We start from the raw sequence: 15,829 nt of genomic DNA on the forward strand, positions 1-15,829 counted from the left end.
TAAGGCTTTAAATCTATACTGTGAAATCATTACGTTACATAAATAAATACTTACTCCGATATAAATACAGGCTTCTCCTGGGTATTGTATTTACTATTATTTCTAACTTTTTCCAGATTTTACCTGCCCAGGTGGTGCGCCACGCCTTTAACCTGATCAAGGAGGGTATTAACCTGTACGGCCTGTATGAGGGGCTGAGCCAGCAGGAACTGGTATATGATATTTTTGCTAACAGCATTCTGGTATACGGCCTTATTATTTTAGCCATGGCTTTGCTGCGCGGCATCTTCCTGTTTTTTGTGCGCCAAACTATTATTGTGATGAGCCGCCTGATTGAGAACGACCTGAAGAACGACATTTACGCGCACTACCAGAGCCTGCCACTCAGCTTTTACCGCAAAAACAACACAGGAGACCTCATGTCGCGCATCTCGGAGGATGTGAGCCGCGTGCGGATGTATGTTGGCCCGGCCATTATGTACGGCATCAACCTGATTGTGCTGTTCCTGATGGTGATTCCATACATGCTTTCTGTGAACGTGAAGCTGACGCTATATACCCTGATTCCGCTGCCTGTGCTGGCTATCAGCATTTACTACGTCAACAACATTATCCAGCGTAAGTCAGACGAAATACAAAGAAGCCTATCCGGCATTACCACGTTTGTGCAGGAGGCCTTCTCCGGTATCCGGGTGCTGAAATCCTTTGTGCGCGAGGAGGACTCCCACAATAATTTCACTACGGCCAGCAACAAGTACCGGGACAAATCATTGGAGCTAAACTTCGTGAACTCGCTTTTTTTCCCGCTCGTACTGTTCCTGGTGGGCCTCAGCACCATTATCACAGTCTACATCGGGGGGCAGGAGGTCATCAACGGCAGCATCACGACTGGTAACATCGCGGAGTTCATCATTTACGTGAACATCCTCACCTGGCCGGTTACCTCCCTAGGCTGGACAGCCAGCCTGGTGCAGCGGGCGGCAGCATCGCAGCAGCGTATCAACGAGTTCCTCAACACCAAAAACGATATCGTTTCCCGTAAGAACATCAGCAAGCCTATTGAAGGGGATATCGTGTTCGAGAACGTAGATTTCATTTACCCTGACACAAACATTCATGCGCTAAAGGGCGTGTCGTTTAGCATTAGCCATGGCGAGACACTGGCCATTATCGGCAACACCGGCTCCGGGAAGAGCACTATTGCCAACCTGCTGCCGCGCATGTATGACACCACCAGTGGCCGCATACTGATTGACGGAGTGGATGTGCGGGACTATAATATCAAAAACCTCCGCAGCCAGTTTGGCTATGTGCCGCAGGACGTTTTCCTGTTCTCCGACACCATCAGCAACAACATCGGCTTCGGCTTGCCGGAAATTACGGAAGAGCAGATGCTGCAGTCTACCAAAGACGCTGACGTGTATGAGAACATCAAACGCTTTCCGGAACAGTTCGAGACAAAGCTGGGGGAGCGGGGCATTACCTTGTCTGGCGGACAGAAGCAGCGGGTGTCTATTGCGCGGGCACTGGTGCGCGAGCCAAGCATCCTCATCCTCGACGACTCCCTCTCAGCAGTAGACACAAAAACGGAGAATGCTATCCTCAACAGCCTGCGCCGCATTATGCACAACCGCACGAGCATTATTATCTCGCACAGGGTGTCGTCGGTGAAACTGGCGGATAGTATCCTGGTGATGGAAGACGGGGAGATAGTGCAGCATGGTTCGCATGAGGAGCTGATAAACCAAGAAGGCCTGTACAAGGTACTGTACGAGCGCCAACTGCAATCAGAGGATACAGCATAGTTTTGCCATTTTTTTCCTGCCGTTTACCCTAGCAGGAGCATCATAGGCTACGGAAATCGGTTCGAGGGATTTTTTTGGGACAAATTCTGTTATATCCTCGTATAGCAAGTTTAAAAACTAAAATAACCCCTTTACATATGGCTGTTGACCTACAACAAATCGGTAAAAGATTCCGATTTTACACCAACCTGAAAGAGCTGGAAATGGAGCAATTAAAATCTATGACCGGCAGCGACGAGGAAACTCTTTCGAACATAATTTGCGGTAAAAATTACGCTTTAGATGAGTTGGTGGCCATTGTGAAGCATTTCGAAGACCTGAACCCGCAGTGGCTCATTTACGGCGAAGGCAGCATGTTTAAGCCGATGAGCGAAGACGGCACCTGCCAGGATGGCCAGAAAGGCTGCTTGAAGAAAGACAAAGCTGCTTACCTGGGCCAGATGAAGAACATGCTGCAGGAGCTCGATGCCGCCGAAGTAGCCAAAGGGCATCATGCCGATGTAGAGGCGCTTAAAGCAAAACTAGACGCGTATAAGGCGACACACTAAATGGTTGAATGGTTTAATTGTTGTGGGTTTAATCTCTCAACAATTAAACAATTCAACAATCAACTCTGCTGCTGATACCGTTGAGGACAAGTCCTATCGTAAACAGGACATCCCGCTCTATTTTTCGAAAGTCGATGGAAGGCAGTTTATGAAAATCAGCCCGCTGGAACTCCTCGAACTGGATAAGGTCTTTCACGACCATAATGGAATAGCCCACGCGATCTGCCTCGCATGGCAGAAACATTCCGTTGCTGATGCCTTCCTTTATCACGGAGGCATAGTAGTTTGACTCTTTGCCTCTCGACTCCCGGAACAGCTCCTGGAAAGTAACACGCGTCTCGATCAGCACCCGGATAGAAATAGTGTGCTGCGTCACAATTTCCTGGTAGTAGCGCAACGAAGATCGGATGTACAGCAGCAGGCGCTCGTGCGGGTTTGGCTCCTGGTCGGCAATACGCTTGATGCGCGACAGGCTATCCCGCCATTCCTGCGAGAAAGCTTCTATAAACAGCAGCTCCTTACTTTTGTAGTAATAGTACAGCGAAGGCTTCTTCATGCCAATGGACTCGGCAATATCGTCGAGTGTGGCTTTGCTGTAGCCTAGCTTGCCAAATACTGCTTTCGCTGACTGCAGTATCTGTTCTTTTTTAGCCTCTGCTTTTTTGCTCAAAGTATATTGTTCCTGTTGTGGCCGGACGCAATAGCCGCATGGCTACTCCTTCCCTCAAAGATATACTTTTTCCTTTATTGGCAAGCTCAAATATTACTGCCTCACCGGCACCTCTACCACTCCCCTGTCATCTTCCGGAAACCATTCCACAAAGAAATCCTCCAGCTGCAGGTTCTCTTCCCGTGCATAGTCAAAAACAGCCGCATAAAGTTTATCAGGTGCCACCGCTATCGTAGCATTTACTTCGGCACGGACTACCTGCCTGCCGCCTGGCACAGCACGCAGTTCATACCCTGCAGGCAAAGTAATGTTATTTGTGTCTGGTACAATCACGCCAACAAAGGCTCTTAAGCTGTCCCCGCTTTTATCCGGGTCGTTGTAGTAGATATTTCCCAGCATGCCCTCCAGTTCGTTGTTGTCCAGCACCTCGGCTGCCCGTTGAAAAGTTTTGCTCAAAGCTTCGTCCTTTATAGAACCTACATAGGGTTGGCCTGCTACATACTTTGTTTCAGAGGTAATAACAGAAACCTCCGGAGCCGTAAAACCACCAATATATGTGTAGAACACCAACAAAATAATGGCGACACCGGCCATTACATAGAAGAATACTTTCATAAGTCAATCATGTTCTTGTACTGCATCTTATGTAGCTGGGCGTAGTAGCCGTTCAGCTCCAACAGCTCTTCGTGCGTGCCCATCTCTTTCAGTTCGCCCCTATCCAGCACAATAATTTTATCTGCTTTCTGAATGGTAGACAAACGGTGCGCGATAACAATAGAGGTACGTCCGTGCATCAGCTGGTCAATAGCGTACTGTATGAGCTCCTCTGTTTCAGAGTCTACACTGGAGGTGGCTTCGTCCAGGATGATAACCTCCGGGCTATACACCATGGCCCGCACAAAAGAGATTAGCTGACGCTGCCCTACAGATAGCGTGGCCCCGCGCTCCATTACCTGGTAGTCCAGCCCACCGGGTAGGCGCTCTATGAATTTACGCGCCCCCACCAAATCAGCGGCTTCCCATATCTGCTCTTTGGTGATGGCCTTGTTGCCTAAGGTAATATTATCGGCGATTGTGCCGGAGAACAGGAACACATCCTGCATCACCACACCAATATGGTGGCGCAACACACTCAGGTCATACTCCTGCAGGTCGTGGCCATCTATAATAATGTTCCCTTTATTGATTTCGTAGAAGCGGTTCAGCAGGTTGATGACAGATGTTTTACCTGCACCAGTGGCGCCAACAAAGGCTACCGACTGCCCGGCCTTCACTTCAAAAGACAAGTCTCGCAGCACCCAGTCTTCCTCCTTATAGGCAAACCACACGTTCTGAAAGCTCACATTGCCGCGTATCTTCTCTGGTGCATAGCTCCCGTTGTCAGGAATCAGTTCTTTGCTATCGAGCAGGCGCATGAGGCGCTCTGTACTCACCACACCTAACTGCAAGGTGTTAAAGCGGTCGGCAATCATCCGGATCGGGCGGAAGAACATCTGGATGTATAAGATAAAGGCCATCAGCGTACCGAGCGAAGTTTCATCTTCAATCACACCGTGGGCGCCATACCACACCAGTAGCCCCAGACCGGCCGCCCCGATAATTTCCGCTACCGGAAAGTAGATGGAATAATACATTACGGAGCGGATGTTGGCGCGGGTGTGCTCTTTGTTGATGGCTTTGAATTTGTCCATCTCGCGGTGCTCATTGTTGAAGATCTGCACGATACTCATGCCGGTGATATGCTCCTGCACAAAAGAGTTCAGCTTCGCCACTGCCGTGCGCACCTCCTGAAAGGTGCCTTTTATCTTTTCCTTAAAGATGTAGGTACTGATGATCATGATCGGAAACGTGGAAAGGCTGACCAGCGTCAGTTCCCAGTCAATGTAAAACATAAAGCCCACGATGAACACAAGCTGCAGAATATCGCCAATCATAGCCGCCAGCCCCTCACTAAACACGTCCGAAAGCGTCTCCACGTCCGATACGTTGCGTGTCACAAGGGTACCAATCGGGGTTCTGTCGAAAAACTTCAGGCGCAGGTCCAGGATATGGCGGTAGAGTTTGATGCGTATGTCGCGCACCACATTCTGCCCTAACCAGCCGGCAAAATAGGTATGCAGGTACTGCACAATAGCATGCACCACCAACAGCACCCCCAGTATCACGAACATGCGGTTCAGGCCTTCCCAGTCGTTGTTCAGAATCTCGTTATCCACGGTATACTGAATCAGGAAAGGACGTAGCGCAGCTAGGATAGCTGAGGCAAAGGTTAAGACAACGATAAAGTAAAAGGTTTTCATATACGGTGTCACAAAAGTGAACAGCCGCTTCAGCACGTCAGAGTCTAATACTATACCACTGTTTTTAGATTTATCTTCCAAAGTAATTAAAAGTCGCTACAGGTTGTGGATGAGATGGCGCAGCCGAAGCCATGCCTTCTTCTAACCGTTTGTAAAGTTAATAGTTTTGGATCAGGATTCTCAGGATTTGTATGATGTACAGGATTTACGCAATAAGGCTTCAAATGGTACCGCTGTCTGCTTAGATAGTTGATGCAGTGACCGGATTTTCTTTTGTTGTCATAGTTTATCTCCGGCCTTGCTGTCTTCTGGCGAAATGCTCGGTTTTTAAGCGCTTTTAGAGCAGACGCTCGCAGGAGCTGCGCACGCTGCGAGGTCTTTGGAACAGGCTCGCAGGGAACAGAGCTCCCTCTCCTGTTTTAGGAGAGGGTTGGGGTGAGGTTAAGTATACCCTCCGGATACTCCACCTTTGCCAGGTACAGGCCCTCTGCCGGCGCTGCCCCGCTGGACTGGCGGCGGTCCTGGCTGGCCACCACCTTCTCAAACTGCGCCACCGTCAGTTTGCCGCGGCCTACGTCTACCAGCGTACCGACAATCAGGCGCACCATGCCGCGCAGAAAACGGTTAGCGCGAACAGTAAACACCAGCTCCTCCCCTTGCTGCCGCCACACCGCCTCATACATGTCACAGCGGTAGTGTTTGGTATCGCCTTTTACTTTGCTGAAGGTGGTAAAATCTTCATACTTCAAAAGTATAGCGGCAGCCTCGTTCATTTTCTCCACATCCAGCGGGCGGCTGTGGTGGTAGGCGTAAAATCGTTTAAAAGGATTTGGGGTGAGAGATATATGATAGTGATAGGTGCGGGCAAGGGCATCGAAGCGGGCATGGGCATCGTCCGGCACCAGGTACAGTTGCTTTGCCACCACGTCGTCTGGCAGCAGGCGGTTAAAACGGTACACAGACTGCTGCGTATCAAGCTCCTGCTCCACATCGAAATGCACGAACTGCTGGCTGGCATGCACCCCGGTATCGGTGCGGCCGCTCCCGGTAGAATCGATTTGCTGCCGCAGCACTTTGCTCAGGCAATCGTCCAGCACCTCCTGCACCGATAGCGCATTAAGCTGCACCTGCCATCCGTGAAACCGGGTGCCGTCGTAGACTATCTCTAGAAAGTAACGCATGGTGCAAAGGTATAAAATTCCGGGGGCTAACGCATAAACCTAACAGCGCCGCTAAGAGTTGTGCGCAGCTGCGGCCAGCAGACTCTCGCAGGAGCTGCGCACGCTGCGAAATTTTTAGTATAGATCAGTTTAGATCATACCTCTTTGCGTTTCACGTGAAATGCTGTCTCGGTTTGTTAAGCATTCCGTGGGCGCAACTTTATCTCTGTAGGTATAGCAGGGAGGCTGCTGCCATACTCTACCGCCAGGTGCTTTGATGGCTTAACAGCATCAGCTTTGCGCATCTAATTTTTGTTTTACAGGTCTTTGTATAATTTTGCATCTCTTTATGAGTTAAAAAATATTTTATGATACAAAGAATCCAAACCGTATTTCTCTTCCTGCTAATCGTAGCGATGGTCTCGATGTTGTTTCTGCCGCTTTGGTCCAAGACAGATGCCGTTACAGGAGAAACTGTTGTGCTTTCGGCCTGGAGCCTGAAATCAGTCATCCTGAATGAGGAGGGCGATCCTATCGGGGCAGGAACGCTTCCGGAGCACGGCACCATTGGCATTGGCTTGCTGGCTATTGCAGCGGCAGTGATTGCAGCTTATGAAATCTTCCAGTACAGGAGCCGTCTAAACCAAATGAAACTAGGCTTGTTAAACACACTTGTGATGGCTGCACTGCTGGGCACTGCCTTCTATTATGCCACTTACGTTGGATCCGAAATGGTAGAGGCTAATAGCAATGGCTCCTATCATGCCGGGTTTTACATGCCCGTGTTCGGACTCCTGTTCAACGCTTTGTCAAACCGCTTTATCAAACGTGATGAAGACCTGGTACGGTCCGTAGACAGACTTAGGTAAGTTTAGGAGTTAGAGAGTTAAAAAGTTAGAAAGCCAAAAGCCGCTTCCGGACACTGCGTATGAGAGCGGCTTTTAACTTTCTAGCCTATTAATTCATAGCATGATTATGTACATGCAAAGAAAGGGACTCCATTGATTCATTTAAACTCTCTAACTTTCTAACTCCCAAACTCTCTAACTCAAGGTAACTACCTACGGCTGTTGCTGTAGCGTTCCAGTTCTTCCACGTTGCTGTCGAAGCGGAACACATCGTAGACGTAGTAAAAGTGCTCCCGGTCGCAGAGATAGTCGTAGGCAAACTTTGCAAACTCCACCTGGTTGGATTCATACTCAAATTGCTGTAACAGGCGCCTCAGGTCTTCTGCCATGATACTGCCGCTACGCACTGCTTCCCGGGCAATGGTTAGTTTGGTATTATCGAATTCCCGGCTGTTCATAGCTTGTATCACCCGGTCCAATTCCTGTGCTGTCAGCAAGTTGCGGCAGTTGTTGTCCTCGTAGCGGGGTGGTTGCGGCTCACGTCGGTTTTGGCGACCATAGTCCTCGTAACTTTCGTCATAGCGAGGTAAGGGCGGAACAGGGGTAACGACTACGGGTGGTGGCACTACTCTAACCTCCCTGATTAGGTGCAGATAAGCCCTCCTGCCTCTGGTACGCACGCCATAGTTAGCTTCCACCCCATTCGGCACAAGCACGCGCTGCCCCATCCGGTATACACCACGCCGGCTCCTGACACTCACCTCCACCAGGTGCCTGCCTGGCTGCAGGTGATTAATGCGCACATAATTCGATGCCCTGTGGTTAATAGTTCTGCCGTTCAGCTTGATATAGAATACCTCGCCTCTTTCGGCACTGAAGGTAAGAACGGAAGCTTGCGCCATCACCGGTAACACCAGTAGCACAAGCAGGAACGGGAGTAGAAGCTTTTTCATCGGGAGTATAGTTTTCAGCTTATACTTCTGTTAAACCAAGTTCTGTGCCAGACTAGATTACCTTATCCTATAGTGGACGACAAGTGCCAAGGATCTGTAAATTTGCTCTGACTTGGCTGAAGTAGTATATTGTCTCCTCCAGTACCTTTCTTCAAACCGCTGCTCAATTGGCTAGAGGCTATAATTAAACCCGACTCCCACAGATTTAGAAATGCGGAGAAACCCAGTAAAACCCTGGTCCCAATCATAGTAAAATGAATTGTTTCCTGTCAGGTTATATTTGAAGCCATGATATTCTATAAGTCCACTGAAGCGCTTGCTTATTTTATAGTTTAAGCCCAAGCCAGCAGTAACAAAGGCATTCATACCAGCGTCTCTTACATTCAGTACCGTTGAGATGTCATCCTGCCGTGTCTCTATCCTTTTGAACTTGGTGGTGCCAAAGGCGGGCATAACCGTACCGGTGCCATATAGTTGAAACCGTCTGAAAACTTTGAACAACACGTATCGCATGGTAACAGGCACAGCCAAAACGTGCGTGTTGGAGTAGGAATCGTACATCAGGGTGTCTGGGGAACCCGGCGACCAGTTATTATGGTCCGAGCTGCCCCCGTAAGCAAGCCCTGCCTGTATGCTTGCCCGCTCATTCAGCTGATAACCGAAGTTGACTGAAAGCGGGGCAAAATAACCTGACGTGACATCCTGAGCACCCTTGGGGTTTTTATAGTAGATATGGTGGGAGACAGTACTGAAACTGACACCAACATAAAATCTGCTCCTATCGGATACAGCGGAGTCTGGCTGCTGGGCTACGGCTTCTAAAGAGAGCAGCAGAAAAAGGAAGATTAGGTTTGTTCTCATGGTCAGACTACTATACGCCTCTGTGTAAATATAAAAATAATATAATCTGCACATACTGAAATATTTGCAACATCAGACACAAAAAAATAGCCACAGGTTGGCTCCTGTGGCTATTCTAAAGGTATAGTTATAAGCTGCTACCCTTCATAGTAAAACTCACCATACTTGCTTTTGATAGTCAGTTCGTTGGTTTTGCTATTCTCCACACGGCCAATAATTTTCGCCTCCACGCCAAACGCTTTGGAAATATCTATCAGATCCTTCGCATGGGCCTCCGGCAGGTAAATCTCCAGGCGGTGCCCCATATTAAAGACTTTGTACATCTCTTTCCAGTCGGTGTGGCTCTGCTCCTGTATAATGCGGAACAGCGGCGGCACCGGGAACAGGTTATCCTTCACAACGTGTACCTTATCGGTGAAGTGCAGGACCTTGGTTTGCGCTCCGCCACTGCAATGCACCATACCGTGGATGTGCTGTCGGTGCTCCTTCAGTATCTCCATCACGATGGGTGCGTAGGTGCGTGTCGGCGACAACACCAACTTCCCCATCTCCATACCTGTTTCTTTGTTTACGTCTGTCAGCCTACAGTTTCCTGAGTATACCAAGTCTATTGGTAGCTCCGGATCATAGCTTTCAGGGTAAGAGGCAGAGAGGTATTTATGGAACACATCGTGCCGAGCAGAGGTAAGCCCGTTGCTGCCCATACCTCCGTTGTACTCGTCCTCGTAAGTAGCCTGCCCATAGGAAGCAAAGCCCACAATCACGTCTCCGGCCTGGATGTTGTCGTTCGAGATCACCTCATCGCGGCGCATGCGGGCTGTCACAGTGCTGTCCACAATGATGGTGCGCACCAGGTCACCTACATCGGCTGTTTCGCCGCCGGTGCTGTAGATGCCCACGCCATTGTCGCGCAGCATTTGCAGCACCTCTTCAGTACCGTTAATAATGGCTGCAATCACCTCCCCCGGAATCAGGTTCTTGTTTCTTCCGATTGTAGAGGACAGCAGGATGTTATCGGTGGCACCCACACACAGCAGGTCGTCGGTGTTCATGACCACGGCATCCTGGGCAATACCTTTCCACACACTCAGGTCACCGGTTTCTTTCCAGTACATATAGGCCAGCGATGACTTGGTGCCCGCGCCGTCGGCATGCATGATGGCGCAGTATTCCGGGTCGCCGGTGAGTATATCGGGAATAATCTTGCAGAATGCTTTCGGGAAAAGTCCTTTGTCGATGTTCTTGATAGCGTTGTGCACATCTTCTTTAGAGGCTGAAACGCCACGGCGTAGGTATCTATTTTCCATAGCTCAGGGTAGTTTTTACAAATTTAAGAAAGGCTTTTGGATTAGCGGCAGCGGCAAGTATAAATTCAGAAGATAGACGCAGCGGCATAAATAAAACGAGCAGCATGAGGATTAACTCATGCTGCTCGTTTTGTAGCGCTACACTGATTACTCCTGTATACGCACCACTTTAAATTCGGTACGTCGGTTACGCTGATGTTCTTCCTCTGTTGTGGCGTTTGGCACCACAGGGCGGCTTTCACCATAACCTCTCGCTGTGATGCGGGAGCGGTCTATGCCTTCGGATATGATGTACTCTACGGCAGACTCGGCACGGCGCTGCGACAGGTCCTGGTTATAGGCATCGCTGCCGCGCTCATCGGTATGAGAACTCAACTCAATGGATATACCCGGGTTGTCTTTTAGTATCTGCACCAGCTTGTCCAGCTCCTCTGCCGCATCCGGACGAATGTTTGCTTTATCGTAGTCGTAGAAAATGTTCTCCAGCACAATCGCCTTCTCCCGCACAATTTCATTCAGCACCAAAGTAGCAGTTAGCCGCACTTCGTTAGTTCCTTCCTCCAGTTCATCCTGCGGAGGCGTTTTACCCACTGTCGTTATTTGCTCGCGGGCTGTAAAGAAGCCGGGCTTCTCCGCCACCAGCGAGTAAGTAGAAGCAGAATCGAGCGGGAACATAAACTGCCCGTTCGCATCTGTCGTTGTGGTGCTCAGCCTCTGGCCACTTGCATCCTGCAGCACAACGGTGCTGTTTGGTACTGGCGTGCGCTGGGTGGTGCCTTCACGCTGCTGATACAATGTGCCATCCACAAAGAAATTAACTAGCCTGATGTCACTCCTTACAAAGCGGTACAGGTCATCGCCCCCCTTGCCGCCCTCGCGGTTAGAGGAGAAGAAACCCATGTTGCCCGCCCCGACAAAGATGCCGAAATCATCACCTGGTGAGTTGATGGGCTGCCCCATATTTACCGGCTTGCCATCCTCAATGCGGAACAGATCCAGGTTACCCAAACCCGGCAGTCCATCAGAAGCAACATATAAAGTACCATCCGGACCTACAGACACGAAGTCTTCATTGCCCGGTGTGTTTATTTCAGGGCCGAGGTTCTCTGGTCTGGAGAAGCGGCCATTATCGTCGATGGTGGTTTTGTAGATATCGTTCCCACCCAGGCCACCTCTGCGGCTGGAGGAGAAGTACAGTGTTCTGCCGTCAGGGGAGAAAGCCGGGGAAGAGTCCCAGGCCTCGGGGTCGTTAATGCTGAGCAACTGTGGTTCTGTCCAGGCGCCCGATCGGAAGTTTGAGATAAACAAATCCACGTTCTGGCGGCCCTTTTTCGTTCCCTGGTTTCCCCGGGCAAATATTATAGTGCGCCCCTCGTTTGTGAAAGTGGCCAGGGCATCATGTATTCCTTCTGTGTTGATGTTCTCGTACGGACGCACAGCACCGCCCATTTCAGCAGCAGAATCTGTAAGCGTAGTGGCATACAGGTTTAAGAAGCCTTCGCCATTTCCCAAATACTCTTTACCCGGACCACGCGTGGAGGAGAATACTAGTTCATTTTCCAGCATGTATGGCGCAAACTCCGAAGCCTCTGTGTTCAGCGCCTCCAGATTGCTGATCTTATATGGCGTGGTGAGGCGAAGTATATTGCTGAGGGAACTCAGTGTTTCAACCTCGCGGGCGGCCAGCGCCTTTAGTTGCGGGCTGGTGCCTACGCGCACGTAATCCTGCAGTTGCCGCAGCGCCTCCTCATATTGTCCGTTGGCTTTCAGGGCAAGCCCATAGTAATAATAAGCGTCTTCTTTTCGGAAATTGGCATCCAGGGCTGCTTTATAATAAGGCATTGCCTCCGCTATGCGGTTGGAACGGCGGTAGGCCTCCGCTATTTTGTAGTTTACCTCGCCAGGATTGTTGGTATTCGCCAGTGCCTGTTTATAGAACTCGATGGCACGCTCATACTGTTCCCGCTCAAAACGTTTATCGCCTTTGCTCAGGTACTGGCCTGCACAACCGCCGAGCACCAGCAGGAGCAACAACAATACACTGATGGATTTAATTTGATGCGCTATGGATTTGAATTTCAGCGTCTGGTGCATGAACAAAATATGGTTAGGGTTTTGCCGTATCAGAAATAGCGGGAAAGCCAGCTGTTTCCGGCAGGCCGTGGCCATGCTTCCTGCAGCTCTCCGTAATTATTTACTAATGTATCAAAGTATAACGTATTCTCACTAATCTCGCCAGCTAATACCTTCTTTTTCAGTTCCTGCACACTTACCAGCTCTACCTCCCCCTCTTTCAGGAACGCCAGTTGCGTGCGGTCGAAAAAGGAGACCTGAAGCTGTTGCTCCAACTCCCGCACAAAATTAACGGATTTGTCGATGGAGCAACCGCTGGCAGCGGCGGCTGTTTCGTTATTGGCCAGCACTAAAAACTGGTTGTGCAGCAGCTCCGCAGAAGCCTGAAGGCCAGTACCATGACTACTCCACTCCTCTGCAAAACGCTGCAGCATCGGTTTTATTTTGTCCTGCTCTGCCTCCTTTAAGGGCCTGTTAGCCTGGTAAATCCAGAGGCGCGCATGTGGCGGCAGTTTGCTAAATGGAATGTACATTTTTTGATTGTTATTTTTTTTTGCTACATGGTTCAATTGTTAAATGGGTGATGAATTTAAGATGATTATCTAACCATTTAACAATTAAACCATGTAGCAATTAATCCTTACTTCGTAAGCCCTTCTGCCTGAGCAATCAGTTCGGCGATGTCGAACACCTGTACGTTTTCTTCCTGGTCCTTGTTCTTCACACCGTCGTTCATCATCACCATGCAAAAAGGACAGGCCGTGGCAATCACACTGTTTCCGCCTGTACCTAAGGTTGCCAGTGCCTCTTCTGTTCTTTCTACGTTCACATCCTTTTTGCCTGGCTCCGGCTCCTTAAACATCTGGGCACCACCAGCGCCGCAGCAGAGGCCGTTCGCACGCACACGTTTCATCTCCACGAGGTCTGCATCCAGCACCGCCAGCACTTCGCGCGGGGCCTCGTATATGTCGTTAGCGCGGCCCAGGTAGCAGGAGTCGTGGTACGTGATGCGGCGGCCTTTAAAGCTCCCGCCCTCTTTTACGCGTACTTTTCCCTCGTTAATCAGCTGCTGCAAAAACGTGGAGTGGTGAATGACTTCATAGTTGCCTCCCAAATCCGGGTACTCATTCTTCATGGTGTTGAAGCAGTGCGGGCAGGCGGTTACAATCTTCTTTACGTTATAGCCATTCAGCACTTCAATGTTGGTCAGGGCCTGCATCTGGAACAGGAACTCATTGCCGGCGCGCTTCGCTGGCTCGCCGGTGCAGCTTTCTTCAGTGCCTAACACCGCATACTTCACACCTATATGCTCTAAAATCTGTACAAAGGCACGCGTTACTCTTTTATAACGGTCATCGAAAGAACCCGCACAGCCCACCCAAAAAAGAATTTCCGGCTCTTCGCCGCTGGCAGCCATCTCCGCCATAGTAGGCACTTTCACTAATCTCTTATTTTCTTCCATCTGTATTTATGAATTGTTGGTTGCTAACTGATGATCGCCATTCTATACCTACCCCTTTCTACTTCTCTTTATTGTTCACAAGAAGCAGGTATAGCCAGGGCAGGACACAGCAATCAACCGTGTAACAATTCAACCTTCAATCAATTAACAAGTTAACAATCAACAATTAATTTTTGCTCGGCACGTAAATTTCGTCGGCCCAGTTAAAGCGGTCAGCTGGAGAAAAGGCCCAGGGAGCACCGTTGTTCTCGATGTTAGTGAACATCGTGTTGAGTGAAGCCGGCGCAGCAGATTCTTCCAGCACCAGGTAACGGCGCAGGTCCATAATGACGGATAGTTGATCAATGTTTACCGGGCAGGACTCCACACAGGCATTACAGGTAGTGCAGGCCCAAAGCTCTTCTGGTGTAATGTACCCCCGCAACAAGGTTTTCTCCTCAGTTACCTCCACACGCTCTTCGCCTAATTCCTTATAATGATTTGGTGCAAATATCGCCGGGTGCTCTCCCTTTTCTTCCATTCTGTCGCGGGTATCCATCACGATCTTACGCGGGGAAAGCAGCTTACCAGTAATGTTGGCCGGGCAAACAGAGGTGCAGCGTCCGCACTCGGTGCAGGTATAGGAGTCCATTAACTGCTTCCAGGTTAGGTCTTCTACATCCTTGGCGCCAAAGCGCTGTATGATTGGGTTGCCTTCTGCATCCATTTCAGGGGCTGGGGGCTGATAGCCCGGGTCCAGCATCGCTTTGATTTCATGCGTAATAGCTGGGTTTGTGGTGAACTTCCCTTTCGGCTTTAAGTTAGAGTAGTATACATTCGGGAAGGCCATGATGATGTGGAAGTGCTTGGAGCTTGGCAGGTAGTTCATGAAGGCAAGAATACCCACAATATGAAACCACCAGCCTACTTTCGCTATCACATAAAGCTGCTCCGGGTTATCTCCAAAAACATCCACGAAGAACTGGCTGACAGGATAGTAGCCTACCACCTCGCCACCTGTCAGCAGCACGCGCTTCATGTCTGCAATGTTGAACACGAACAGCGCAAGCATCAGCACAATCTCAGTAATGAGAATGATGTTAGCGTCTAGTTTTGGCCAGGCACGCAGTTCTACGCCATTCCATAGCCGGGGTACCTTTGTGACATTACGCCGCCACAGGAACATAACGCAGGCAATGATCACGAGCGCCGCCAGCACTTCGTTTAGGGCCATCAGGCCGCTGTACAACGGGCCCACAAAACCGAGCACGCGGTGCGTACCAAAAATGCCGTCAATCAGAATCTCCAGTACCTCCACGTTTATCACAATGAAGCCTACATACACGAACAGGTGCAGCACAGCAGGCAACATACGCTTAAACATTTTCTGCTGCCCAAAAGCCACCAGCAAAGTTTTATTAATACGTTCCGATGGATTGTCGTTAAGCGTAGTATCACGCCCCATCAGCACATTCTTGCGAATATTCCGCACCTGCCACACAAACAGTCCAATACCGATGGCAGCCACAATCAAAAAGATAATATTTTCTATTCCTATCACAGCAAACTATTCGTTATACATACTAATTTATAGCTAAAGATAGCAGAATACTGAGAATAATGTACGCAGGATGCATTTTTAAAAATATTTTTCGCCAGAATATTTGCTACTTAAAAGTTAGTTGCTACTTTTGCATACCCTTACGGAACAAGGGGGCACAACAGAGCTGGTGATGTAGCTCAGTCGGTAGAGCAAAGGACTGAAAATCCTTGTGTCGGTGGTTCGATTCCACTCATCACCACGAAAACCTCTCCTTAAACGGAGAGGTTTTTTTGTTTCTGGGCCTGTCTAAGAAGCAGTTT

General features: G+C 49.6%; 14 protein-coding genes and 1 tRNA gene. 4 read left to right on the forward strand and 11 right to left on the reverse strand.

Features of this window, described 5'->3' with window-relative positions; translation table 11 throughout:
• Window positions 1-20: 20 nt before the first annotated feature.
• Both E1919_RS13820 and E1919_RS13825 read left to right on the forward strand, forming a co-directional pair.
• Window positions 21-1,805 (forward strand): ABC transporter ATP-binding protein, encoded by a 1,785-nt coding sequence (locus E1919_RS13820; protein ID WP_162053993.1) that lies wholly within the window; start codon window positions 21-23, stop codon window positions 1,803-1,805.
• A 137-nt stretch (window positions 1,806-1,942) separates the two neighbouring features.
• Window positions 1,943-2,353 carry a hypothetical protein gene (locus tag E1919_RS13825; RefSeq protein WP_162053994.1) on the forward strand — a complete coding sequence of 137 codons (411 nt, stop codon included), beginning with the start codon at window positions 1,943-1,945 and terminating at the stop codon, window positions 2,351-2,353.
• 52 nt (window positions 2,354-2,405) lie between these two features.
• Here E1919_RS13825 and E1919_RS13830 read toward each other — a convergent pair whose 3' ends face one another.
• The 4 genes from E1919_RS13830 to truA form a co-directional block, all read right to left on the reverse strand.
• Window positions 2,406-3,023, reverse strand: a complete 618-nt coding sequence (locus E1919_RS13830; RefSeq protein WP_162053995.1) for a TetR/AcrR family transcriptional regulator — start codon at window positions 3,021-3,023, stop codon at window positions 2,406-2,408.
• Between the two features lie 93 nt (window positions 3,024-3,116).
• Window positions 3,117-3,638, reverse strand: coding sequence for a GyrI-like domain-containing protein (locus tag E1919_RS13835; protein ID WP_162053996.1), 522 nt, complete (start codon window positions 3,636-3,638; stop codon window positions 3,117-3,119).
• Window positions 3,635-5,404: an ABC transporter ATP-binding protein gene (locus E1919_RS13840; protein WP_162053997.1), complete on the reverse strand. Its 1,770-nt coding sequence runs from the start codon at window positions 5,402-5,404 to the stop codon at window positions 3,635-3,637. Before E1919_RS13840 ends, E1919_RS13835 begins: the two co-directional genes overlap by 4 nt.
• Window positions 5,405-5,742: 338 nt before the next feature.
• Window positions 5,743-6,504 (reverse strand): tRNA pseudouridine(38-40) synthase TruA, encoded by a 762-nt coding sequence (truA, locus tag E1919_RS13845; RefSeq protein WP_162053998.1) that lies wholly within the window; start codon window positions 6,502-6,504, stop codon window positions 5,743-5,745.
• A 347-nt stretch (window positions 6,505-6,851) separates the two neighbouring features.
• On the opposite strand from truA, the gene E1919_RS13850 reads away from it, so the two are divergent.
• Window positions 6,852-7,352, forward strand: coding sequence for a DUF4293 domain-containing protein (locus tag E1919_RS13850; RefSeq protein ID WP_162053999.1), 501 nt, complete (start codon window positions 6,852-6,854; stop codon window positions 7,350-7,352).
• Window positions 7,353-7,540: 188 nt separating this feature from the next.
• Here the strand turns inward: E1919_RS13850 and E1919_RS13855 are convergent, their stop codons facing one another.
• The 7 genes from E1919_RS13855 to E1919_RS13885 all read right to left on the reverse strand — a co-directional run bounded on the left by E1919_RS13855 (window position 7,541) and on the right by E1919_RS13885 (window position 15,527).
• Entirely contained in the window at window positions 7,541-8,284 is a 744-nt protein-coding gene (locus E1919_RS13855) for a DUF4476 domain-containing protein (RefSeq protein ID WP_162054000.1), read from the reverse strand.
• A 171-nt stretch (window positions 8,285-8,455) separates the two neighbouring features.
• Entirely contained in the window at window positions 8,456-9,145 is a 690-nt protein-coding gene (locus E1919_RS13860) for an outer membrane beta-barrel protein (RefSeq protein WP_162054001.1), read from the reverse strand.
• A gap of 137 nt (window positions 9,146-9,282) precedes the next feature.
• Window positions 9,283-10,452 (reverse strand): AIR synthase related protein, encoded by a 1,170-nt coding sequence (locus E1919_RS13865; protein ID WP_162054002.1) that lies wholly within the window; start codon window positions 10,450-10,452, stop codon window positions 9,283-9,285.
• Between the two features lie 147 nt (window positions 10,453-10,599).
• Window positions 10,600-12,621 (reverse strand): CHU_0125 family OmpA-like outer membrane integrity protein, encoded by a 2,022-nt coding sequence (locus tag E1919_RS13870; RefSeq protein ID WP_237144377.1) that lies wholly within the window; start codon window positions 12,619-12,621, stop codon window positions 10,600-10,602.
• A complete protein-coding gene (locus E1919_RS13875) occupies window positions 12,576-13,058 on the reverse strand; it encodes a hypothetical protein (protein WP_162054004.1) in 483 nt (160 codons plus the stop codon). The genes E1919_RS13870 and E1919_RS13875 overlap by 46 nt, the downstream gene beginning before the upstream one ends.
• Window positions 13,059-13,165: 107 nt before the next feature.
• Complete coding sequence (locus tag E1919_RS13880; protein WP_237144379.1) at window positions 13,166-13,987, reverse strand: (Fe-S)-binding protein; 822 nt, start codon at window positions 13,985-13,987, stop codon at window positions 13,166-13,168.
• A gap of 166 nt (window positions 13,988-14,153) precedes the next feature.
• Complete coding sequence (locus tag E1919_RS13885) at window positions 14,154-15,527, reverse strand: 4Fe-4S dicluster domain-containing protein (RefSeq protein ID WP_162054005.1); 1,374 nt, start codon at window positions 15,525-15,527, stop codon at window positions 14,154-14,156.
• Window positions 15,528-15,695: 168 nt separating this feature from the next.
• On the opposite strand from E1919_RS13885, the gene E1919_RS13890 reads away from it, so the two are divergent.
• Window positions 15,696-15,768, forward strand: a tRNA-Phe gene (locus tag E1919_RS13890).
• Window positions 15,769-15,829: the final 61 nt, after the last annotated feature.

This window comes from Pontibacter pamirensis, from assembly GCF_010015475.1.
Taxonomy (GTDB): domain Bacteria; phylum Bacteroidota; class Bacteroidia; order Cytophagales; family Hymenobacteraceae; genus Pontibacter; species Pontibacter pamirensis.

Coding starts and splice junctions, on each gene's coding strand:
- E1919_RS13825 (WP_162053994.1), top strand. CDS start 1,943: ATGGCTGTTGACCTACAACAAATCGGTAAAAGATTCCGATTTTACACC.
- E1919_RS13835 (WP_162053996.1), bottom strand. CDS start 3,638: ATGAAAGTATTCTTCTATGTAATGGCCGGTGTCGCCATTATTTTGTTG.
- truA (WP_162053998.1), bottom strand. CDS start 6,504: ATGCGTTACTTTCTAGAGATAGTCTACGACGGCACCCGGTTTCACGGA.
- E1919_RS13850 (WP_162053999.1), top strand. CDS start 6,852: ATGATACAAAGAATCCAAACCGTATTTCTCTTCCTGCTAATCGTAGCG.
- E1919_RS13855 (WP_162054000.1), bottom strand. CDS start 8,284: ATGAAAAAGCTTCTACTCCCGTTCCTGCTTGTGCTACTGGTGTTACCG.
- E1919_RS13860 (WP_162054001.1), bottom strand. CDS start 9,145: ATGAGAACAAACCTAATCTTCCTTTTTCTGCTGCTCTCTTTAGAAGCC.
- E1919_RS13865 (WP_162054002.1), bottom strand. CDS start 10,452: ATGGAAAATAGATACCTACGCCGTGGCGTTTCAGCCTCTAAAGAAGAT.
- E1919_RS13870 (WP_237144377.1), bottom strand. CDS start 12,621: ATGGCCACGGCCTGCCGGAAACAGCTGGCTTTCCCGCTATTTCTGATA.
- E1919_RS13875 (WP_162054004.1), bottom strand. CDS start 13,058: ATGTACATTCCATTTAGCAAACTGCCGCCACATGCGCGCCTCTGGATT.
- E1919_RS13880 (WP_237144379.1), bottom strand. CDS start 13,987: ATGGAAGAAAATAAGAGATTAGTGAAAGTGCCTACTATGGCGGAGATG.